This window comes from Curtobacterium sp. PhB130 (assembly GCF_003755165.1).
GTDB lineage: Bacteria > Actinomycetota > Actinomycetes > Actinomycetales > Microbacteriaceae > Curtobacterium.
This window is the reverse complement of the sequence record NZ_RKII01000007.1, coordinates 213,414-232,685: the sequence shown is the minus strand read 5'-3', so window position 1 is coordinate 232,685 and position 19,272 is coordinate 213,414. Positions and strand designations below refer to the sequence as shown.

Below are 19,272 nucleotides of genomic sequence, written 5' to 3'. Positions count from 1 at the left end.
CCGGGCTGCTGGCAGGCCCCGCCGGTACCGTTGATCCATGTCATCTCCCTCGGAGACCGCGCCCGCGCAGTCGGACGCCCTCGCCACCGAGCACCGCACCGCCGCCGTCGTCTACAACCCGGTCAAGGTGCACCTCCCCACACTGAAGCGGACGGTGGCGAAGTACGAACGCGAAGCCGGCTGGCACGAGACCCTGTGGTTCGAGACCACGGAAGCGGACCCGGGCGGCGGGATGGCCCGCGCGGCACTCGACGCCGGCGCCGACGTGGTCGCCGCGGCCGGCGGTGACGGCACCGTCCGTGCCGTGGCCGAGGTGGTGCACGGCTCCGACGCCGCACTCGCCCTGCTGCCGAGCGGCACGGGCAACCTGCTCGCCCGCAACATGAAGCTGCCGCTCGACGACCTCGGTGCGAGCGCGCACATGATCTTCTCCGGCCACGACCGCCCGATCGACTTCGGGCTGCTCCGGCTGGAACGACCGGACGGCGCGCGGGAGGAGTTCGGCTTCCTCGTGATGGCCGGCCTCGGGCTCGACGCCCGGATGCTCGCGAACACCCGACCCGGACTCAAGAAGCGCGTCGGGTGGCTCGCCTACGTCGACTCGCTGTTCCGCTCCCTGCGGGACATCGACGGCTTCGACTTCCGGTACCGGCTCGACGAGTCGACGACGAAGTCCGTGCGCGGGCACTCGGTGATCGTCGGCAACTGCGGGATGCTCCAGGCGAACGCGATGCTGCTGCCCGAGGCGGAGATCGACGACGGGGTGTTCGACATCGTCGTGATGCGTCCCCGCGGGTTCTTCGGATGGGTGCGCATCGGCGCGCGCATCTTCTGGGAGAACGCGATCCTGCGGTGGTTCCGCCGCTCGTCGCTCGGCAACACCATCGTCGGCCGGCGCATCGTCTCGCGCGCCAAGCAGGAACGGCCGCTGCGCTACCTCCGCGGTTCGGAGTTCGTGCTGCGCCTCGAGAAGCCCGACGAGTTCGAGATCGACGGGGACCCGGTCGGTGAGATCTCGGCGTTCCGGGCGCGCATCGACCCGGGGTCCCTGCGCGTGCGGGTGCCGGCGCCGTCGGACGCCCCGACGCGCGGGCGCAAGCGCGGCTAGCGCGGCTAGCGCGGCGCAGCGCCCGCGGGCGCGGGCGCTACGCCGGGTCGGGCTCGCCCGACACGATCGCTCGGAGCCAGTCCCGCGCCTCGACGAACGCCTCGTCCGAGTAGCGCAACGGCACCTCGGACTCCTGCCGGTCGGCCCGCGGGTACGACCCGAGGAACGTCACGCGCGGGCTGAACCGCCGGAGTCCGAGCAGCGCATCGGCCACCCGCTCGTCGAGCACGTGCCCGTCCAGGTCGATGACGAACCGGTACCGCCCGAGCTCGTCGCCGATCGGCCGTGAGGTCAGCAGCCCCATGTTGATCCCCCGGGTCGCGAACTGCTCGAGCATGTCGACGAGCGCACCCGGGTGGTCGGCGGGGAGTTCGACGATGACGCTCGTCTTGTCCGAACCGGTCCGTGCCGGGATCGCCAGGGTCTTCGAGACGAGCACGAACCGGGTGACCGCGCTGGCGTTGTCCCCGATGGAGTCGGCGAGGACCACGAGGTCGTGGTGGTCGGTGATCCCGGGTGGGGCCACGGCGGCGTCGGCGGTGGGGTTCGTGTCGAGCAGCGCGGTCGCCGCGGCGACGTTCGACGACGCGGGGATGTGCCCGTGGCCGGGGACGTTCGCCTCGAGCCAGTGGTGGGTCTGGGCGTAGGCGACGGGGTGCGCGTTCACGGTGCGGACATCGGCGAGCGCGGTGCCGTGCCGCGCGACGAGCACGAAGTCGACCGGGACCAGGTACTCCCCCACGATCCGCACGCCGGGGATCCGGGCGAGGGCGTCCTGCGTGGCGCTGACACCGCCGTCGACGCTGTTCTCGATCGCGATCACCGCGCCGACCGAGCGGCCGGAGACGACGTCGTCGAGCGCTTCGCCGACGTTGTTGACGCTCCGCCAGGGCTTGCCGGCGGCGGCCTCGACGAGCTTGAGCGCCGCCTCGGTGAAGGTGCCGGCGGGTCCGAGGTAGCTGTACGTGTCGGACGCTGCGTCGGGCTGGCTCATGCCGCCGAGCCTATTGCAAGCGCCCACGCGCGCAGTGCCCCCGTCAGTCGGCCGCGGTCCCCGTCAGGCGGGCCTCGCAGATCGCGGCGTCGTCGGCCTCCCGCGGGTACGTCAGCGCCGCGAACCGTCCCTCGGGGTCGAGCGTCGACAGCAGCGACTTCGCGATGCCGTCGAGCTGTGCGACCTGCTCGTCGGACAGTGCGTCGATGACGTACTTCCGCGCGGTCCGGACGTGGTCGGGCGCTGCGTCGACGATGGTGGCGTACCCGGCGTCGGTGAGCCGGACGTCGGTCGCCCGACGGTCGTCGACGGAGGGGCACCGGGAGACGAGTCCGCGCTTCTCGAGTCGGGACACCACGTGCGACAGCCGCGGCAGCGAGGCGTTGGTGGCCGCGGCGAGCGCCGACATCCGGAGCGTCCTGGTGTCGGTCTCGGAGAGCATCGCGATGACCATGTAGTCGAAGTGCGTCAGGTCGGCGTCGCGCTGGAGCTGCTGGTCGAGCGCGGCCGGCAGGAGTTCCATGACGGCGACGAGCTTCATCCAGGCGCGCAGCTGTTCGCGCGTCAGCCAGGGTGTCTCGTCGGTCATGACCCCATCCTACGAAATGGTTGTCGATTCAACCAGTGCCGATCGGCGTCGCGCGGTGAGCCACCCCACGACGAGCGCGGCGACCACCACGACCAGCAGGACGCCCTCGACGACCAGCAGTCGCCCGAGGTAGTCGAACGGCACCACGGTCGGGTTCTTCGCCCCGTGGTGCTTCGCCCCGATCTCCGGGATGACGACGAGCGCCAGGACGCTGCCGAGCACGACCGCGGCCTGCACCACCACGAGCACCCACACGCGGAGGGCACGTCCGGCACGACGGAGTCCGAGGCCGACGAGCACGACGAACGGCGACAGGATCGCGTCGTGCAGGATCACGGCACCGAGCAGCCAGGTCGCGAGGCCACCGATCCGGTTCGGCTTCACCGTCGTGACCATCACGTAGGCACCGAACGCGAGCACCAGCACGCCGAGGACGACGAGCACGATCCGGGCGGCCCTCACGAGAGCACCTCGATCCGTTCGATCCACTTCGTCTGCAGCACCCCGGGTCGTCCGGGCGCGATGATCCGTGCGGGGAACCCGTGGTCCAGGTCGAGCGTCGCGCCGTTCAGCTCGAGCGCGACGAGGGTCGTCGGGTCGGAGGCGTACTCCGGTCCCATGTCCATGATCCGGTAGCCGCCGTGCCGCTCGAGGCTCGTCACGCGCACGTGCGACCCCGGGGCGGCCTGCACGGCTGCGAGCAGGTCGCGCATCCGGACGCCCTTCCACCTGGCCATCTGGCTCCAGCCCTCGACGCAGGAGATCGGGAGCGCCGCCTCGGCCGTGCCGAGGGCGACGAGCTCGGCGCGTGAGAACGTCCGCGTCACGGCGGGTCCGGCGACGGTCAGGGTCCAGTCCGCAGCGGTCGCCGTCGCGAGCACCCCGGCCGCGCGCGCGGTCCGGTTCACGGGCAGGCCGTTCGGGCCGAGCCCGCGCTTGCGGGGCGCGAACACGTTGAAGGGCTCGGCGAGCTTCGAGGACTGGCCGGCGGTGAGCACGACGACGCCGGCCGTCGCCGCGGCGACACCGGTGAAGAAGCCACGGCGGGCGATCCGCTCGCGTCGTCCGTCGGCGGCCCCCGAGGACCCTGACGGCGACGGCGACGGCATGGAGGCTCGGCGCGGCTCCGCCCCGTCGGCCCAGCGCATCACGCGGCCGGTGATCCCCCGCGGGTACGTCCCGGTGCCGTGGTACTCCGGCAGTTCGCTGCCGACGGTGTCGTCGTGGACGAACCGGCCGTCCGCGTCGTAGGAGTCCCGCGCCCGCCAGTACCGCACGATGATCGGCAGCTTCGTCCCGATGTGGATCGCCAGCGACCCGATCAGCACGAAGGAGAGCGCGAAGTGGACCTGCCGGAACGGGAACGGCCACGGGTACCACTGGAACGTGTTCACGAGTCCGGTGCCGACCTGCACGATCGCGGCCGAGACGAACACCGCGATGGAGAGCCGTTCGAGCAGGTGCAGTGCCCCGCGGACGGGCGGGTCCTGGGCGAGCGCCGGCATCACCGTGTTGAGCTTCGCGAGGAGCAGCGGGATGATCGCGATCCCCGCCGTGATGTGCAGCCCCTGCGTGAACTGGTAGAGCCGGACCGGCCGGGTCGCGAAGTGCATCCCGGGCAGTGGGTCCTGCAGCAGGTGGCTGTAGAGCCCGGTGCCGAAGCAGATCAGGAAGGCGATGCCGAGCAGGCGCCCGAGGACGACGGCGGAACGGGCGTTCCGGTTCGGCGACGCCATCGCGGCCCTCGCGTCGTGCAACGCCGTCCGGACGAACGTCGGTAGCCTCGACGGACCATGCGACTGCGACTCGGCCACCCGTTCTCGACCGTGCTCGCCGTCGTCGGCGTGCTGGCCCTCGCGGGCATCATCGCCGTCGGCGTCACGCATCTGGGGTTCCTCCGGTCGGGTCATCGTCAACCATTCGTTGCGTGGACCCTGATCGCTTGGGCGGTCTTCGTCATCGCTGTCGTCGCGCTCCGGTTCGTGCCACCGCGACTGGTGACCATCATCGTCCTCGGCGGTGCCGTCGTGGTGGGACTCGCCGCGCTGGCGGGGCCGCCGAACACGAGCACCGACTCGGCCCGGTACGCCTGGGACGGCATCGTCCAGCACGCCGGGATCTCCCCGTACGCGCACACCCCGCAGTCCGAGGCGCTCGCGGCCCTCCGTCCGGAGTGGCTGTTCCCGGACAAGATCGGCGGCACGTGCGACCCGCTCCAGCCCCGCTACCGGGGGCTCGGCGACGGCGCGCTCGGGCACTGCACGGCGATCAACCGCCCGGACGTCCCGACGATCTACCCGCCGATGGCCGAGCTCTGGTTCGCGCTGGTCCGCGCGTTCGTCCCGGTGACGGTGACGTACTGGCCGTTCCAGGTCGCCGGCCTGGTCGTCTCGCTCGGCGTCACCGTCGGGCTGCTCGCCGTCCTCCGCCGCACCGGCCGTCCGGCGTGGTGGGCAGCGATCTGGGCGTGGTCGCCGCTCGTCGCTTCCGAGGCGGTGACGAACTCGCACGTCGACGTCATCGGCGCCGCCCTCGCCACCGCCGGTGCCGTGCTCGTCGCGTTCGGCCGGCCGATCTGGGGCGGGATCATGCTCGGCGCAGCGACCTGCGCGAAGCTCATCCCGGCGATCGTCTACCCACCGCTCCTCGGGCGGTGGCGGAACTGGTGGGCGATCCCGGTCGGCATCGCGGTGTTCGGCCTGCTCTACGTCCCCTACGTCGCGGTCACCGGGACGAAGGTGCTCGGGTACCTGCCCGGCTACCTCACGGAAGAGGGCTACGAGGACGGCTCCCGGTTCGCCCTCGTCTCGCTCGTCGTCAAGGGCGACGCCGGGACGATCGTGGTGGGGCTGCTCGTCCTGGTCGCCGCGGTGCTCGCTTGGCGCCTGTCCGACCCGTCGCGCCCCTGGTCCGGCGAGGTGCTGATGATCGGGGTGACGTTCCTCGCGGTGACGCCGCGCTACCCCTGGTACGCGCTGCTGCTCATCCCGTTCGTGGTCCTCTCCGGCCGCTGGGAGTGGATGTCCGTCGCGCTCGCCATCGCCCTCCGCGGGGTGTGGCCGTCGGTCGACGCCTACCGGTGGTGGCTCGCCGCCGCGGTCGTGGTCATCGTCGTCGTCACCCTGATCCGGACGGACCGGTCGGACTGGGTGCGGTGGCGCGACCGGCTCCTCCCCGGGCGTGACCGGCGGCTGCACGTATCATCACTGCCATGACGGCCGTCGTACTCCCCTCGACCGGGCTGCTGCGACGGGTGCGCTCGTCGACCACGGTCCCGCCACGGCCCGACGGCGACGACGGGCTGGTCGACCGCTTCGGCCGTCGGGCGATCGATCTCCGGGTCTCGCTGACGGAGCGCTGCAACCTCCGCTGCACGTACTGCATGCCCGCGGAGGGGCTGCCGGTCATCCCGGGCGACGCCCTGATGACGGCTGCCGAGATCGAGCGGCTCGTCCGCCTCGGTGCCGAGCACCTCGGCATCCGCAAGGTCCGCTTCACGGGCGGGGAGCCGCTCCTCCGCGGGGACCTCGTCGACGTGATCGCCCGCTGCGCGACGCTCCCGGTCGAGGTGTCGCTGACCACCAACGCGATCGGCCTCGCCGGACGGGCACAGGCACTCCGTGACGCCGGGCTGACCCGGGTGAACGTCTCGCTCGACACCGTCGACCCGGACGTCTTCGCCACCGTGACCCGGCGTCCGTTCCTCGACCGGGTGCTCGACGGCATCGCCGCCGCGGACGCGGTCGGCCTCGGCGTGAAGGTGAACGCGGTGCTCCTCCGCGGTGTGAACGACCACCTGGCGTCCGAACTCCTCACCTGGTGCCTGGAGCGCGGGCACGAGCTGCGGTTCATCGAGCAGATGCCACTCGACCCCGGGCACGCCTGGGACGGCCCGACCATGGTCACCGCCGCCGAGACCCGCGGGATCCTCGGCGCGGAGTACGTGCTGACGCCGGACGACGCCCCGCGCGACGGCGCCCCGGCCGAACGCTTCCGGGTCGCCTCGCGCGCCACCGGAGCGCACCTCGGGACGGTCGGCATCATCGCCAGCGTCACGGAGTCGTTCTGCGCGGACTGCACCCGCACCCGTCTCACGGCCGAGGGGCACGTCCGCAGCTGCCTGTTCTCCGACGAGGAGTCGGACCTCCTCGGCCCGATGCGCGCGGGTGCCTCCGATGCCGAGGTCCTCGACGCGTGGCGGCTCGCGATGTGGGCGAAGCCGCGCGACCACGGCGACGACGCGGACGGCATGGTGCACCCGGCCCGCGGCATGAGCGCGATCGGCGGATGACGATGACCACGATGCGGTTCTTCGCGGCTGCCAGGGCTGCCGTCGGCATCGACGAGACGACCGTCGACGCAGCCACCCTCGACGGTGCGCTCCGTGCGGTCGACGCGGAGGACGCGCTGCGGTGGGAAGCGCTGCAGGAACGGTGCTCGTACCTGGTCGACGGCATCAGCACCCGCGACCGATCGACCCCGCTCGACGGCGTCGCCCTGGTCGACGTGATGCCCCCCTTCGCCGGCGGCTGACCCGCGCACGTTCCTTCCCATCGCACCCGCACTGGGAAGTTGCAACGCGCGTGGGCAGTCGAAAGGAACGACCTCCTCCGCGCGATTCGACTCCCCACGCGCGATTCGACCTCCTACGCGCGAATCGACCCCCTGTGCGCGGGAACCGCGGTCACCGTCCGGGCGCGTAGACGTCCACCTCGCCGGGCGGAACCGTGAGGTGCACCGCGTCGCCGCTCGCGAGTGCGAGGCGCCGGGCAGCCGCGACGGTCACGTCGGCGACGAGTTCGCCGGCCCGGACGCGGACGAGTCCGTCCCGCGGCTCGATGCTCCGCACGGTGCGCACGGGTCCGTCCCCGTCCCGCGTCACGACGGCGGCCGTCGGGTGGTAGGCGGCCAGGACAGCACCGCCGGGAGGCTCGGTGGGCGTCGCCGACGCCAGCTCGCCCCCGCCGTCCAGCGCGATGCCGGTGCCCGTGGCCGTCCCCGGGACGAGCGCGAGTCCGGAGAACGCGGCGCCGAACGCGCTGGTCGGGCGCCCGAGGACCTCCGCGGTCGTGCCGGTCTCGACCACGCGGCCACGCTCGACCACCACGACGCGGGTGGCGAGGGCGACGACCTCGATCGGGTCGTGCGTGACGAGGATGCTCGGCCGACCGGCGATCGCGGTGCCGAGGGCGGCCCGGACGCTCTCCCGGGCCTCGACGTCGAGCGCCGAGGTGGGTTCGTCGAGGAGCAGCACCGCCGGGCCGGCGGCGAGGGCCCTGGCGATCGCGACCCGCTGCGCCTGCCCGCCCGACAGGGTGGCCGGGGCGCGGCTCGACAAGCCGACCGCGTCGACGACGGCAAGTGCTTCCTGTGCGGCGATCCGTGCCTCCCGTCCGGACCGACCGGATGCGCGCGGACCGTAGCCGACGTTGCGGGCGACCGACAGGTTCGGGAAGAGGTCGGGACGCTGGGCGACCAGGCCGACCCGGCGGCGGTGGGGTGGGACGGGTCGCCGTGCTCCGTCGACGGTGCGACCGTCGATCTCGATGCCGCCGGCGTCGAGGGCGACGAGGCCGGCGATCGCCTCGACGACCGAGGACTTGCCGGCGCCGTTGGGACCGACGAGCGCGACGCACTCGTCGGGGCCGACCCCGATCGTGACGTCCACGTCGCGGTCCCGCAGGACGACGTGCGCGCGCAGCCCGGTCATGTGGCGACCGTCCGTGCTCCGGCGCGGACCGACGTCAACCCGATCACGACGACGGCGACCACGACGAGGACGAGGGCCAGGGCGACCGCGGTGTCGGGGTCGACCTCGCGCTGCAGGTAGATCTCCAGCGGCAGGGTCCGCGTGACGCCCTGCAGGCTGCCCGCGAAGGTGAGCGTCGCGCCGAACTCGCCGAGGGCCCGCGCGAAGCAGAGCACCAGTCCGGAGGCGATCCCGGGCAGCGCACGCGGGATCGTCACGGTGAACAGCACGCGCGTCGGACCCGCACCGAGGGTCGACGCGATCCGCTCGAGGCGGTCACCGCCGATCCGGAGCGAGCCCTCGATCGCGCTGACCAGGAACGGCATCGCGACGAAGGTCTGCGCCATCACGACCGCTGCCGTGGTGAACGCGATCCGGACGCCGTGGTCGGCGAGGAACCCGCCGACCGGGCCGATCCGGCCGAAGGCCGCGAGGAGCGCGAGCCCGCCGACGACCGGCGGCAGCACCAGCGGCAGCAGGACCACGGCACGGGCGAGGCCCACCCAGCGGGAGCGGACGCGGGAGAAGACGATCGCGAGGGGCAGGCCGAGGACGAAGGCGATGCCGGTCGCGGCGGCGGCGGTGCCGAGGCTCAGGCCGAGCGCGGTGAGCGACGCCGGGGACGTGACCAGGGCGACGAAGGACGACCAGTCCACGCGGCCGACCATCGCGAGCACCGGGACGACGACGAAGAGACCGCCGACGACCGCGGGGATCGGCAGCCACCACGGGGCCCTGGTCACGGTGCGCTCACGGGTGGGTGCTCATGCCTCGGCGCTCACGGCTTGCCGAAGCCGGCCGCGTGCAGGACCTTCTCGCCGTCGGCGGAGCGCACGTAGGCGCTGAACGACTTCGCGAGGGCGGCGTTCGACGATCCCTTGACGACACCGATCGGGTAGGTGTTCACGGCCTTGTCCGCGGCGTCGAAGTCAACGCCCTGCACCTTGTCGCCGGCACCCTGCACGTCGGTGACGTAGACGAGCCCCGCGTCCGCCTGACCCGACTCGACCTTGCCGAGGACGTCCGTGACCGACTGCTCCTCGCTGACGGGGTGCAGGGTGATGCCCGTCGCGGACTCCACCTTCTGCGTCGCCGCGCCGCACGGGACCGGGGCCGCGCAGGTGACGACCTGCAGACCGGAGGCGTCGAGGTCCGCGAAGTCGTCGATGCCCTTCGGGTTGCCCGGCGCCACGGCGATCTGGAGCACGTTGGTCGCGAAGGCGGGCGCGCTGCCGGCGATGAGGTCGGCCGTCGTGAGCTTCTGCATGTTCGGCTCGTCGGCGCTCGCGAAGACGTCGGCGGGCGCGCCGTTCTGGATCTGGGTGACGAGGTCGCTCGAGCCGGCGAAGGAGAACGTGACCGAGGTGCCGGGGTTGGCCTGCTCGTAGTCCTTGCCGAGCTCGGTGAAGGTCTGCTGGAGGGAGGCCGCGGCGAACACGGTGATCTTGCCCGCGGGGCCGGTCGCGCTGGCGCTGGCGCTGGTGGTGCCCGCGCCCGCGGTGTCGCTGCTCGTGCTGCAGCCGGCGAGGAGTGCGACTCCGGCGATGCCGACGACGACGGTGGCGATGGACCTGGAACGCATGCGATTCTCCCCGCTGGTGCCGCACGTACGGCACATCAGCGCAAGCATATCCGCAGATGCGGATCAGACGATCGGCAGTCCCTCGCGTCGCCAGGCCTCCATGCCGCCGTCGAGGATCGTCGTCGGCCGGTCGACGGTGGCGGCCCATGCCACCGCACGCGGGCCGCGGGCACAGACGACGACGAGGGCGGTGTCGGAGTCGGTGCCGGTCGTGTGCAGCTGGTCGGGGGTGACGGCGCCGGGGATCGTGCCCGTCGACAGTTCAGCCGGGGTGCGGACGTCGACGACGACCACCGGGTCCGCAGGGTCGGCGACGCGGGCAGCGAGCGCCGCGGGCGCGATGCGGACGGCGTCGTCGTGTGCTTCGTGCTCCGCGGCCGGTCCCGGACGTCGGGAGCCCGGGCCGCGGCGCAGCGGGCTCTCCGTCCAGCGCCACCGACGGGCGTCCACGCTGAGCACCCGTCCGACGAGCGGTTCCCCCAGCCCGGCCACGAGCGCGGTCACCTGCGCGGCCATCACCGACCCCACCGCACCGCAGAGGGCCGGCAGGACCCCGTCGAGCGCGCACGAGCCCTCGTCCGGCCGGACCTCCGGGTGCAGGTCGTGGAAGTCCACCGCGGGGCCGCCCGCGCTGCCTGTGTCGTCGAACACGGACACCTGCCCGTCGTAGCCGAGCACGCTCCCCCACACGAACGGCACCCGCGCGGCGGCGCACGCGTCCGAGATCGCCCGCGTGACGACGACCGAGTCGGCCGCGTCCACCACGACGTCGTGTCCGGCGACCATGCCGGGGTGGAAGGAGTCCACGACGGCCTCGACCCGGCACTCCGGGTCCACCGCCCGGGCACGGTCGGCGGCGACCTGCGCCTTCGGACGTCCGACGTCCGCCGCGCCGAAGAGCGTCTGCCGCGCCAGGTTCGACGGGTCGACGGTGTCCGGGTCGACGATCGTCAGCCGGGCGATGCCGCTGCCGGCGAGGTAGGCGATGACCGGTGCGCCGAGGCCGCCGGCACCGACGACGAGGACGCTCGCGGCGGCGAGGCGCTCGAGCGTGCGGTCGCCGCCGGCGTCGAGCGCGGCCGTCCGGGACCCCAGGCGGCGGCGGGCGGGGCTGAGGGGGTCGGTCGTCGCGCGGTCGGTCGTCGCGCGGTCCGTCGTCGCGCGGTCGGTCGTCGCGCGGTTCGGCGGGTCAGTCGTCGTCATCCGGCGTCTCCACCGTGACCATCGTCGCCTTCACCGAGGCCACCGCGACCGAACCGACCTCGAGCCCGAGGTCCCGGACCGCCTCCGCGCTCATCAGCGACACGACCCGGTGCGGCCCGCACTGCAGCTCGACCTGCGCCATCACGGTGTCGACGACCACGTCCGTGACGATCCCGACGAACCGGTTCCGTGCCGAACTCCGTACACCGGTGGCCGGGTCGGGCAGCGCCGCGCCGTGGCCCTTCGCGTGGCGCGCGAGCTCCCGCCCGTCGACCACGGCCCGACCGGACTCGTCGGCGAGGCGTGTGAAGGTCCCGCCGTCCACCAGCCGACGGACCGTGTCGTCGCTCACCCCGAGGTACCGCGCAGCGTCCTTGATCCGCAACCGACTCATGTCCCGGATGCTAGCCGCTCCGGGCGACCCGTCGGATCCTGTGAGCACTCCGAATCCCACCGTGACCTTCACAGCCGCACGGGGAACGACCCCGGGTCCTCGCCCAGGGGCCCTCGATACCGTCGAGCGCGTGAGTTCTCCCCGGACCGGCACCGTCCGCGTCCCCCGCCCGCTCTCCGCATCGTCGGTGCGGGCGCGGCTGCGTGGTGCGTCGGGCACGCTCGGACTCGCGGTCGTCCGCACCCCCGAGCTCACGGTCGGGGCCATCGCGGTCATCGTGACCGCCGCCTTCTCCTGGGTCCCGTCGCTCTGGTACGACGAGGCGGCCACGGTCACCAGCGCCCAGCGGACGTGGGCGCAGCTCTGGGCGGAGCTGCACTCGGTGGACGCCGTGCACGGGCTCTACTACGCGCTGATGCACGTCTGGTTCTGGCTCGTCGGCTACACCCCCTTCACGCTCCGGTTCCCGAGCGCGCTCGCGATCGGCGTCGCGGCCGGTCTCGTCGTCGCCCTCGGCCGTCGACTCGGCGGGAAACGGCTCGGCATCACCGCCGGGCTGGTGTTCATGGCGCTCCCCCGGGTGCAGTGGGCCGGCGGGGAAGGCCGCCCGTACGCCACCATCACCACGCTCTCGGTCTGCCTGACCCTCGTCGCCCTGACCGCGGTCCGCCGGACCCGGTCCGGCGTTCGGCCGACACGGTGGTGGATCACCTACGGCGTCCTCGCACTGGTCGCCGTCACGTTCAACGTCTACCTCGCGCTCGCCGTGGTCGCCCACGCCGTGGTGCTGCTCTGGATCACGTTCGCCCGGCGATTCGAGGTCCGCCGGGCCACGATGGCGCGACGCGACGCCGCGCTCCCCGCACCGCTGGTCTCCCGTCGGACCTGGGTGCTGTGGGCGATCGCTGCCGTCGCTGCCGCCGGCGCGGTCTCCCCCTTCGTGCTGGCCGTGTCCTCACAGTCGAAGCAGGTGTCCTGGATCGCGGGCATCACGTCCCGGACCGACGCGCAGGTGTTCGCGACCGCCTGGTTCGGCGGGGTGGACTGGTACGCCGCCGGCGCGTGGACGCTGATGGGCATCGGCGTGGTCACCGCCGTGGTGCAGTCGCACCGCCGGTCCCCCAGCGTGCGTGCCCTCTTCCGGATGCAGGCGGTCCGGGTGGCGCTGCCGCTCGCCGTCGTCCCGACCGCCGTCCTCGTCGGCGTCACCGCGGCCGGCGAGCACCTCTACTCGCCGAAGTACGCCAGTCTCAGCCTGCCGTTCGTCGCGATCCTGATCGCCCTCGCGATCACGCTCGTCCGTCCGCGCGCGGTGCTGGCCGGCGCCGTCGTGCTCGCCCTCGTGCTCTCCGTCCCCACCGCCATCGACGTGAAGACCCCCCGTTCGAAGCAGGACTCGACGTGGGCGAACGCCGCCTCCATCATCAACGGGGCGCGCGACGACCGCCCCGATGCGGACGAGGGTGTCGTCTTCGGCAGCGTCTACGGGCACCCGGGCACGACCGCCGACATCATCCGGGTGTCCTACCCGTGGGCGTTCACCGGGATGACCGACCTCGGCGTGCGGTCGAACGGCGCTGCGTCGGGGGTGCTCTGGAACCGGACCGGGGACCTCGCGACGACGATCCCCGCCCGGCTCGACGACATCGACACCGTGTGGTTCGTCGGCGGGACGTCGCGGAACATCGAACCCGAGGCGGCCGCCGTGCTCCGGTCGCACGGGTTCGTCGCGGAGCAGCACTGGGAGACCGGCACCGTGATCATGACGGAGTACGTCCGAGCGCACTGACGGCGCAGCCCTGGTGGCGCTGCCGGGCGTCGGGGCGTCGTCGGTCGCGGCCTGTGCCATGCTGCCGGGATGGAGCACGACGTCCGCCCGATCGAACCCGCCGACGCCCCGGCCCTCGCGTCCCTGCTCGCACGGAACCGCGCCTGGCTCGCCCCGTGGGACCCGTACCGTCCGGACTCGTTCTTCACCGAGGACGGCCAGCGCACCGAGGTCCTGGCGTCGATCCGCCGCCGCGAGCAGGGCACGATGATGCCGCTCGTGATCACCACCGACGGTGCCGTGGTCGGCCGGATGAACCTCAACTCGATCGTGATGGGCGCGTTCTGCTCCGCGACGCTCGGCTACTGGGTCTCCGAGGACGCCGGCGGCCGGGGTGCCGCGACCGCTGCCGTGGGGCTCGCGACCCGGATGGCGTTCGAACGGCTCGGGCTGCACCGGGTCGAGGCGGGGACGCTCCCGCACAACGAGCGGTCCCAGCGGGTCCTCGAGAAGAACGGCTTCGAGCGCTACGGCTACGCGCCGCGGTACCTGCGCATCGCCGGCGAGTGGCAGGACCACGTGCTGTTCCAGCGCCTCGCCGACTGACGCTGGTCGTCAGTGCACGACGCGCGCGCCGTGCACCGGACCGGTCGCCCGGACGGCGACGAGTCCCGCGGCACTCAGCGCGACCTGGACCTCGAGCGCGGAGTCGGTGTCCGCCACCAGGAACGCCACCGTCGGTCCGCTGCCGGAGACCAGCCCCGCCAGCGCTCCGGAGCGCTCCCCCAGCTCGAGCGTCTTGGCGAGCGACGGCTGCAGTCGCATCGCCGGCGCCTGCAGGTCGTTGTGCAGGCAGTCGGCGAGGAGGTCCGGGTCCCCGGCACGGAGCGCCTGGAGCACGTTCGCCTCGACCACGGGGGTCGACGGCGCCGGCGCGATGTCCGCCCGGTAGCGCTCCCGGTGCGCGTCGAGCGCGCGGTACACGGCCGGTGTGGAGAGCCCGTCGTCGCTCAGACCGAGGACCCAGTGGAACTCGCCCTTCGCGAGCGCCGGGCTGAGCTCGTCGCCCCTCCCGGTCCCGACCGCGGTCCCGCCCGCGAAGGCGAACGGCACGTCGGCGCCGAGCTCCGCGGCGATCCGGAGCAGCTCCTCACGACCGAGCCCGGTGCCCCAGAGCGTGTCCACGGCGAGGAGCGTCGCCGCGGCGTCCGCCGATCCGCCGCCCATCCCGCCGGCGACCGGCACCTGCTTGTCGATGGTGAGCCGGACGCCCCCGGTGTACCCGGCGGACTCGGCGACGAGCCGGGCGGCGCGGATCGCGAGGTTCGAGCCGTCGACCGGCACCGACGACGTGTCGATCGGGCCGGTGAACGACACCGAGAAGTCGTCGGCGAGCTCCGCCGTGACGTCCTCGAACAGGGAGACCGCCTGGTAGGCCGTCGCCACGTCGTGGTAGCCGTCCTCCTGCAGCGCACCCACGGACAGGAAGACGTTGATCTTGCCGGGAGCGCGCGTCCGCACGCGCGTGGGTGCGGCCAGCGAGGTCATGCGACCAACCTATCCCGCGCGCGCTGCCGTGAAACCGCGCTCCAGGTCCGCCAGGATGTCGTCCTGGTGCTCGAGGCCGATCGACAGGCGGATGAGCCCGTCCCCGACGCCGGCGGATGCCCGCTCCGCGGTCGTCATCTGGACGTGGGTCGTCGACGCCGGGTGCACGACGAGCGAGCGCACGTCGCCGATGTTCGAGACGTGGTCGAACAGTTCGAGCGCCTCGACGAACCGGCGTCCGGCCTCCACCCCGCCGGCCAGGTCGAACGACAGCACCGCCGACGGCCCCTTCGGGACGTAGCGCTGCTGCAGGTGGTGCCACGGGGAGTCCGGCAGCCCGGCGTAGTGCACGTGCTCGACCTGGTCGTGCGCGTCGAGCCACGACGCCACGGCCGCGGCGTTGGACACGTGCCGGTCCATCCGGAGCGACAGCGTCTGGATGCCCTGCAGCACCAGGAAGGCGGTGAACGGTGCGATCGCTGGGCCGAGGTCCGCCGAGAGCTTCGACCGGGTCCGCTGGATGAACGCGCGCGGTCCGAACTTCTCCGCGAAGTTCGTGTTCGCGAAGCCGGACTGCTCCGTCGACGTCAGCTGCGGGTACTTCTCCGGGTGGGCCGCCCAGTCGAACGTGCCGCCGTCGACGATCAGCCCCGCGATCGCGCTGCCGTGCCCGGCGAGGTACTTCGTCGCCGAGTGCACGACGATGTCGGCGCCGTGCTCGATCGGGCGGACCAGGTACGGCGTCGCGATCGTGTTGTCGACGATGAGCGGTACACCGGCGTCGTGCGCGACACCCGCGACCCCCGCGAAGTCGAGCACGTCGCCGCGCGGGTTCGGGATCGACTCACCGAAGAACGCCCGGGTCTCCGGTCGCACCGCGGCAGCCCACTCGGCCAGGTCCGTCGGGTCCTGCACGAACGTGAAGGAGATGCCGAGGTCCTTCAGCGTCGAGGCGAAGAGCGTGTAGGTCGCGCCGTACAACGAGGCGCTCGACACGATGTGGTCCCCGGCACGCGCGAGCCCCAGCACCGCGAGCGAGGTCGCGGCTTGGCCGGACGCCAGCGCGAGCGCCGCGACGCCGCCCTCGAGGTCCGCGATCCGCCGCTCCAGCGCTGCCGCGGACGGGTTGTTCACGCGCGAATAGGTGTGCCCCGGCGCGTTGAGCATGAACCGGTCCGCCGCGTCCTCCCCCGACGGGTAGACGAAGGCGGCGCTCTGCGCGATCGGCGGCACGTTCGCCCCGAACCCCGGGTCGGCCTTGAAGCCGGCGCGGATCTGCCGGGTCTCGAACTTCCAGTCGCCCTCGCTCACGAGACGACTCCCGCGGCTCCCGCCGGCACGACCGACGGGCGCACGAGCGGGATGACCTGCTCGCCGAACCGCTCCATCTCCTCCAGCTGCGGGGAGAACTGCAGCAGCAGGGTGTCGACGCCGGCGTCCTCGAACTCCCGGATCCGCTCGGCGACCTGCGCCGGGGTCCCGACGAAGTTCGGCCGGAGCCCACGGTTCGACACCGAGTAGTCCTCGAGCGAGGGCACGTGCTCGAGCTGCGACTTCGAGATGAAGTCCTGGTACGACTCGTACGCGTTGCCGTGCTGGACGTCGGTGATCCGCGCGAGCTCGGCCTGCGCCTCCTCCTCGGTCTCCCGGACGATCGCGTAGGCGGCCATGCCGAACGCCTCGAACGGCGGCAGCCCGGCCTCATCACGACGACGGCGCATCTCGGCGATCTTCTTCCGGAGCTCCTCGACCGTTCCGCCGTGGGTCACGTAGGCGTCGGCGTAGTGGGTGATGCTCGCCTTGCCGGCCTCGCTCTCACCGCCGGCGTAGATGCGCGGCGTGACGCGCGGCTTCGGCTCGAGGTGGGCGTTCTGGATGTCGTAGTACTCGCCGGAGAACGAGTACGGGGTCTCCCGCCAGAGGCCCTTCATGATCTCCACGAACTCCGCGGTGCGCTTGTACCGGTCGTCGTGCTCGGAGAAGATCCCGCCGTACTGGCGTGCCTCCTCGGCCCACCACGCGCTCACCACGTTGAAGGTGAAGCGGCCACCGGAGATGTCGTCGATCGTCGCGGCCTGCTTCGCCGTCACGGCCGGCAGGTGGTAGCCCGGGCGCATCGCCGCCATGATCTCGAGGCGGTCGGTCGTCGCCGCGATGGCCGCCGCGAGCGCCCAGGCCTCGAGCGACGGCGCCGCGACGCCCTTGATGTCGTTGAGGTTCAGCTCCGGCACGAGCGTCAGGTCGAAGCCGATCCGCTCGGCGCGCTGCGCCAGTCGCTTCACGTAGTCGAAGGTGACCGGCATGTGCTCGTTGTCGACGTTGCGCAGCCAGCCGCCGAAGAGCGGGGTCCAGTATCCGAATCGCACGGGGTGAGTTCCTTGGGGAGGTGGGGAGGGACGGACGGGAGGCTCGTGGCGGGGCCGCCACGGTCCTCCCGTCCGGTGTTCGGTCGCGTTCTCAGGCCGTGACGGCCGCGCCGGCCGGTGCCGTCGCGTACTCGCTGTCGAGCAGTCCGCCGAGGAAACGCGCGATGGAGCGCGGGCCGGAGGCCGGCGCGCTCTCCTCGACGGCGGGGTTGTAGTTCGTGTTCGTGTTGATGTCGTAGACGACGGTGCGGCCGTCGGTGGTCTCCATGAACTCGACGCCCGCGATCTGGATGCGCTGGTCGGCGAGGAACGTGCGGAGCTGCTGCACGAGCGGGTGGGTCGCGGTGACGTCCTCTCGTACTGCGAACGCGCTCGGCCCGTCCGTTCCGGGGACGTCGCACACCGCTCCGGCGATGACCTGGGGGACCTCGCAGGCGTCCGCCGGGCAGAGCTCGAAGCTGCCCGCGCTCGTGTCCACGCGGACGGCGTAGACGAACTCGCCGCCGACGAACTCGACCCGGGTGATGAAGGGCTCGCGCGCCGTCAGGTACTCCTGCAGCAGGGTGATGCCGTCGATCGGCTCCTCGAACTCCGGCGAGTCGACGTACGCGTCGAACTCGGCGAGCGAGTCGAACCGACGGACGCCGAGGCCCTTGCCGCCCTGGTTGTGCTTCGTGATGAACGGCACGTCCTGGCCGTCCGTGAACGCGTGGGCCGCGGCCGTGAGGGTGCTCCTGCCGAACACCGCGGTGGTGCGGGGCACGTCGAAGCCCGCCCGCTGGAGCAGGCCGTGCTGGGCGACCTTCGACACCTCGAGCTCGAGCACGTGGCTGCCACCGACCACCTGGCGCCCGGCACGCTCGAGCCAGCCGAGGACCGCGCGGGTGTACTCCTTGCTGTGCTCGTGCCCGCGGGTGTGACTCGACGCCGACATCCGGCTCCAGTAGACGCCCGGTTCCGGATCTGCTGCGAGGTCGATCTGGCCCTCGGTGAGGAGGATCTCCTCGACCGGGACGCCCTCGGCCTCGAAGGCGGCGGCGAGCGGCGGGAACCACTCGGGGTTCTCGTGGATGACGTACACGCGCGGAGTGCTCACACGCCCACACTAGGCATGGTGTACCAGGCGTTGCCAGGCGTGTGACGCGCTGTTGCGGTTCCCCGTCCACAACTGGAGTATCAGTATGCTGGTCCGCCGTGCGCCTCATCTTCATCGACGAATCCGCTCGGGACGATGCCTACTACTTCTTCGGCGCGCTGTTGGCTGACGCTGACGCCGTGCGTTCGATCGAACAGGGGCTCGAAGGCGTCGCGACACTGCTCTCGAGGGAGATCCCGGGCTTCGACCCCGCCACAGAGTTCCACGCTGTCGACATGTTCCACGGCGAGCAAGAGTGGAAGCGAGTACCCGTCGCGTGGCGAGTGAAGGCCTGCATCCTCGTGGCGAAGATCCTCGCAAGGTCGACGGCGTCGATCGTGTTCCGAGGCATCGATCTCCGAGCACACCGACGCCGCTACGGAGCCCGCGCCTACCCCGCGCATCTCCTGACTCTCGCCCAACTCCTCGAATGCGTGCACGAGCGTCTCGCCTGGGTCGACGAGCAAGAACAGCTCGGACTCGTCCTCGCCGACGAGCACCACACGGCAGCCGGCGCGAGACGCAGCCTGCGCAGTTTCAAGGTGGGAAGCGCGAGCGGGTACACGAAGCAGCCGCTGACCCGGATCGCCGACACCATCTACTTCGGCCCGTCTCACGAGAGCCGGATGCTGCAGGCCGCCGACTTCGCGACGTCCTTCCTCAATCGATCGAAGACCGTGGAGGAGCGGGATCCGCGGTCCGCAGCGGCTGTCGCCAAGATCGTCACTCTCGTCGACGAGATCAAGATCGTCGACTACATCTGGTGCCCGGAATGACACAACGCCCCGCGGTGAGCGGGGCGTTGGCTGGGTGCGGGAGGCTCGTTGGCGTCCTGC

General features: G+C 72.2%; 20 protein-coding genes. 7 read left to right on the top strand and 13 right to left on the bottom strand.

Annotated elements, in window-relative coordinates:
• The first annotated feature begins 37 nt into the window (after positions 1–37).
• A complete protein-coding gene (locus EDF24_RS06945) occupies positions 38–1,108 on the top strand; it encodes a diacylglycerol kinase family protein (RefSeq protein WP_123701789.1) in 1,071 nt (356 codons plus the stop codon).
• A gap of 37 nt (positions 1,109–1,145) precedes the next feature.
• Here EDF24_RS06945 and pheA read toward each other — a convergent pair whose 3' ends face one another.
• From pheA to EDF24_RS06925, 4 genes are read right to left on the bottom strand one after another with little or no spacing between them, the layout of a single operon-like run.
• On the bottom strand, positions 1,146–2,102 hold the full coding sequence (gene pheA, locus EDF24_RS06940) for a prephenate dehydratase (protein WP_123701788.1): 957 nt from the start codon (positions 2,100–2,102) through the stop codon (positions 1,146–1,148).
• Positions 2,103–2,145: 43 nt separating this feature from the next.
• Positions 2,146–2,691, bottom strand: a complete 546-nt coding sequence (locus tag EDF24_RS06935; RefSeq protein ID WP_123701786.1) for a MarR family winged helix-turn-helix transcriptional regulator — start codon at positions 2,689–2,691, stop codon at positions 2,146–2,148.
• Positions 2,692–2,700: 9 nt separating this feature from the next.
• Positions 2,701–3,153 carry a hypothetical protein gene (locus tag EDF24_RS06930; protein ID WP_123701784.1) on the bottom strand — a complete coding sequence of 151 codons (453 nt, stop codon included), beginning with the start codon at positions 3,151–3,153 and terminating at the stop codon, positions 2,701–2,703.
• Positions 3,150–4,427 carry a molybdopterin-dependent oxidoreductase gene (locus tag EDF24_RS06925; protein ID WP_123702581.1) on the bottom strand — a complete coding sequence of 426 codons (1,278 nt, stop codon included), beginning with the start codon at positions 4,425–4,427 and terminating at the stop codon, positions 3,150–3,152. The genes EDF24_RS06930 and EDF24_RS06925 overlap by 4 nt, the downstream gene beginning before the upstream one ends.
• Before the next feature lie 57 nt (positions 4,428–4,484).
• Between EDF24_RS06925 and EDF24_RS06920 the strand changes: the two genes are divergently transcribed.
• The 3 genes from EDF24_RS06920 to EDF24_RS06910 are packed head-to-tail and all read left to right on the top strand — an operon-like array spanning position 4,485 to position 7,224.
• On the top strand, positions 4,485–5,906 hold the full coding sequence (locus EDF24_RS06920; RefSeq protein WP_123701782.1) for a glycosyltransferase family 87 protein: 1,422 nt from the start codon (positions 4,485–4,487) through the stop codon (positions 5,904–5,906).
• Entirely contained in the window at positions 5,903–6,982 is a 1,080-nt protein-coding gene (moaA, locus tag EDF24_RS06915; RefSeq protein WP_123701780.1) for a GTP 3',8-cyclase MoaA, read from the top strand. Before EDF24_RS06920 ends, moaA begins: the two co-directional genes overlap by 4 nt.
• The gene (locus EDF24_RS06910; RefSeq protein ID WP_123655772.1) at positions 6,979–7,224 is read left to right on the top strand and encodes a MoaD/ThiS family protein; all 246 of its coding nucleotides are present in this window, start codon (positions 6,979–6,981) and stop codon (positions 7,222–7,224) included. Before moaA ends, EDF24_RS06910 begins: the two co-directional genes overlap by 4 nt.
• A gap of 151 nt (positions 7,225–7,375) precedes the next feature.
• Here EDF24_RS06910 and EDF24_RS06905 read toward each other — a convergent pair whose 3' ends face one another.
• The 5 genes from EDF24_RS06905 to EDF24_RS06885 form a co-directional block, all read right to left on the bottom strand.
• The gene (locus EDF24_RS06905) at positions 7,376–8,401 is read right to left on the bottom strand and encodes an ABC transporter ATP-binding protein (RefSeq protein WP_123701778.1); all 1,026 of its coding nucleotides are present in this window, start codon (positions 8,399–8,401) and stop codon (positions 7,376–7,378) included.
• A complete protein-coding gene (locus tag EDF24_RS06900; RefSeq protein WP_123655773.1) occupies positions 8,398–9,183 on the bottom strand; it encodes an ABC transporter permease in 786 nt (261 codons plus the stop codon). Before EDF24_RS06900 ends, EDF24_RS06905 begins: the two co-directional genes overlap by 4 nt.
• Before the next feature lie 35 nt (positions 9,184–9,218).
• Positions 9,219–10,022: a molybdate ABC transporter substrate-binding protein gene (modA, locus tag EDF24_RS06895; RefSeq protein WP_123655774.1), complete on the bottom strand. Its 804-nt coding sequence runs from the start codon at positions 10,020–10,022 to the stop codon at positions 9,219–9,221.
• 63 nt (positions 10,023–10,085) lie between these two features.
• Positions 10,086–11,225 (bottom strand): ThiF family adenylyltransferase, encoded by a 1,140-nt coding sequence (locus EDF24_RS06890; RefSeq protein ID WP_123701776.1) that lies wholly within the window; start codon positions 11,223–11,225, stop codon positions 10,086–10,088.
• Positions 11,212–11,619, bottom strand: a complete 408-nt coding sequence (locus tag EDF24_RS06885) for a molybdopterin-binding protein (RefSeq protein WP_123655776.1) — start codon at positions 11,617–11,619, stop codon at positions 11,212–11,214. Before EDF24_RS06885 ends, EDF24_RS06890 begins: the two co-directional genes overlap by 14 nt.
• 130 nt (positions 11,620–11,749) lie before the next feature.
• Between EDF24_RS06885 and EDF24_RS06880 the strand changes: the two genes are divergently transcribed.
• A complete protein-coding gene (locus EDF24_RS06880; protein WP_185021588.1) occupies positions 11,750–13,408 on the top strand; it encodes a glycosyltransferase family 39 protein in 1,659 nt (552 codons plus the stop codon).
• A 69-nt stretch (positions 13,409–13,477) separates the two neighbouring features.
• Positions 13,478–13,993, top strand: a complete 516-nt coding sequence (locus EDF24_RS06875) for a GNAT family N-acetyltransferase (protein ID WP_123701772.1) — start codon at positions 13,478–13,480, stop codon at positions 13,991–13,993.
• A gap of 9 nt (positions 13,994–14,002) precedes the next feature.
• Here EDF24_RS06875 and EDF24_RS06870 read toward each other — a convergent pair whose 3' ends face one another.
• From EDF24_RS06870 to EDF24_RS06855, 4 genes are all read right to left on the bottom strand, one after another.
• Positions 14,003–14,935 (bottom strand): 4-(cytidine 5'-diphospho)-2-C-methyl-D-erythritol kinase, encoded by a 933-nt coding sequence (locus EDF24_RS06870; protein ID WP_123655779.1) that lies wholly within the window; start codon positions 14,933–14,935, stop codon positions 14,003–14,005.
• Positions 14,936–14,944: 9 nt separating this feature from the next.
• A complete protein-coding gene (locus tag EDF24_RS06865; protein ID WP_123655780.1) occupies positions 14,945–16,246 on the bottom strand; it encodes an O-acetylhomoserine aminocarboxypropyltransferase/cysteine synthase family protein in 1,302 nt (433 codons plus the stop codon).
• A complete protein-coding gene (locus EDF24_RS06860; protein ID WP_123655781.1) occupies positions 16,243–17,301 on the bottom strand; it encodes an LLM class flavin-dependent oxidoreductase in 1,059 nt (352 codons plus the stop codon). Before EDF24_RS06860 ends, EDF24_RS06865 begins: the two co-directional genes overlap by 4 nt.
• Positions 17,302–17,392: 91 nt before the next feature.
• Positions 17,393–18,397 carry a RimK family alpha-L-glutamate ligase gene (locus EDF24_RS06855; protein ID WP_123701770.1) on the bottom strand — a complete coding sequence of 335 codons (1,005 nt, stop codon included), beginning with the start codon at positions 18,395–18,397 and terminating at the stop codon, positions 17,393–17,395.
• A 98-nt stretch (positions 18,398–18,495) separates the two neighbouring features.
• Here EDF24_RS06855 and EDF24_RS06850 point away from each other — a divergent pair, with 98 nt between their 5' ends.
• Positions 18,496–19,212: a DUF3800 domain-containing protein gene (locus EDF24_RS06850; protein WP_165931405.1), complete on the top strand. Its 717-nt coding sequence runs from the start codon at positions 18,496–18,498 to the stop codon at positions 19,210–19,212.
• Positions 19,213–19,272: the final 60 nt, after the last annotated feature.

Excerpts from the sequence above, each read along its gene's own strand:
- EDF24_RS06945 (WP_123701789.1), top strand. The coding sequence starts at position 38 with ATGTCATCTCCCTCGGAGACCGCGCCCGCGCAGTCGGACGCCCTCGCC.
- pheA (WP_123701788.1), bottom strand. The coding sequence starts at position 2,102 with ATGAGCCAGCCCGACGCAGCGTCCGACACGTACAGCTACCTCGGACCC.
- EDF24_RS06935 (WP_123701786.1), bottom strand. The coding sequence starts at position 2,691 with ATGACCGACGAGACACCCTGGCTGACGCGCGAACAGCTGCGCGCCTGG.
- EDF24_RS06925 (WP_123702581.1), bottom strand. The coding sequence starts at position 4,427 with ATGGCGTCGCCGAACCGGAACGCCCGTTCCGCCGTCGTCCTCGGGCGC.
- EDF24_RS06920 (WP_123701782.1), top strand. The coding sequence starts at position 4,485 with ATGCGACTGCGACTCGGCCACCCGTTCTCGACCGTGCTCGCCGTCGTC.
- moaA (WP_123701780.1), top strand. The coding sequence starts at position 5,903 with ATGACGGCCGTCGTACTCCCCTCGACCGGGCTGCTGCGACGGGTGCGC.
- EDF24_RS06910 (WP_123655772.1), top strand. The coding sequence starts at position 6,979 with ATGACGATGACCACGATGCGGTTCTTCGCGGCTGCCAGGGCTGCCGTC.
- EDF24_RS06905 (WP_123701778.1), bottom strand. The coding sequence starts at position 8,401 with ATGACCGGGCTGCGCGCGCACGTCGTCCTGCGGGACCGCGACGTGGAC.
- modA (WP_123655774.1), bottom strand. The coding sequence starts at position 10,022 with ATGCGTTCCAGGTCCATCGCCACCGTCGTCGTCGGCATCGCCGGAGTC.
- EDF24_RS06890 (WP_123701776.1), bottom strand. The coding sequence starts at position 11,225 with ATGACGACGACTGACCCGCCGAACCGCGCGACGACCGACCGCGCGACG.
- EDF24_RS06885 (WP_123655776.1), bottom strand. The coding sequence starts at position 11,619 with ATGAGTCGGTTGCGGATCAAGGACGCTGCGCGGTACCTCGGGGTGAGC.
- EDF24_RS06875 (WP_123701772.1), top strand. The coding sequence starts at position 13,478 with ATGGAGCACGACGTCCGCCCGATCGAACCCGCCGACGCCCCGGCCCTC.
- EDF24_RS06870 (WP_123655779.1), bottom strand. The coding sequence starts at position 14,935 with ATGACCTCGCTGGCCGCACCCACGCGCGTGCGGACGCGCGCTCCCGGC.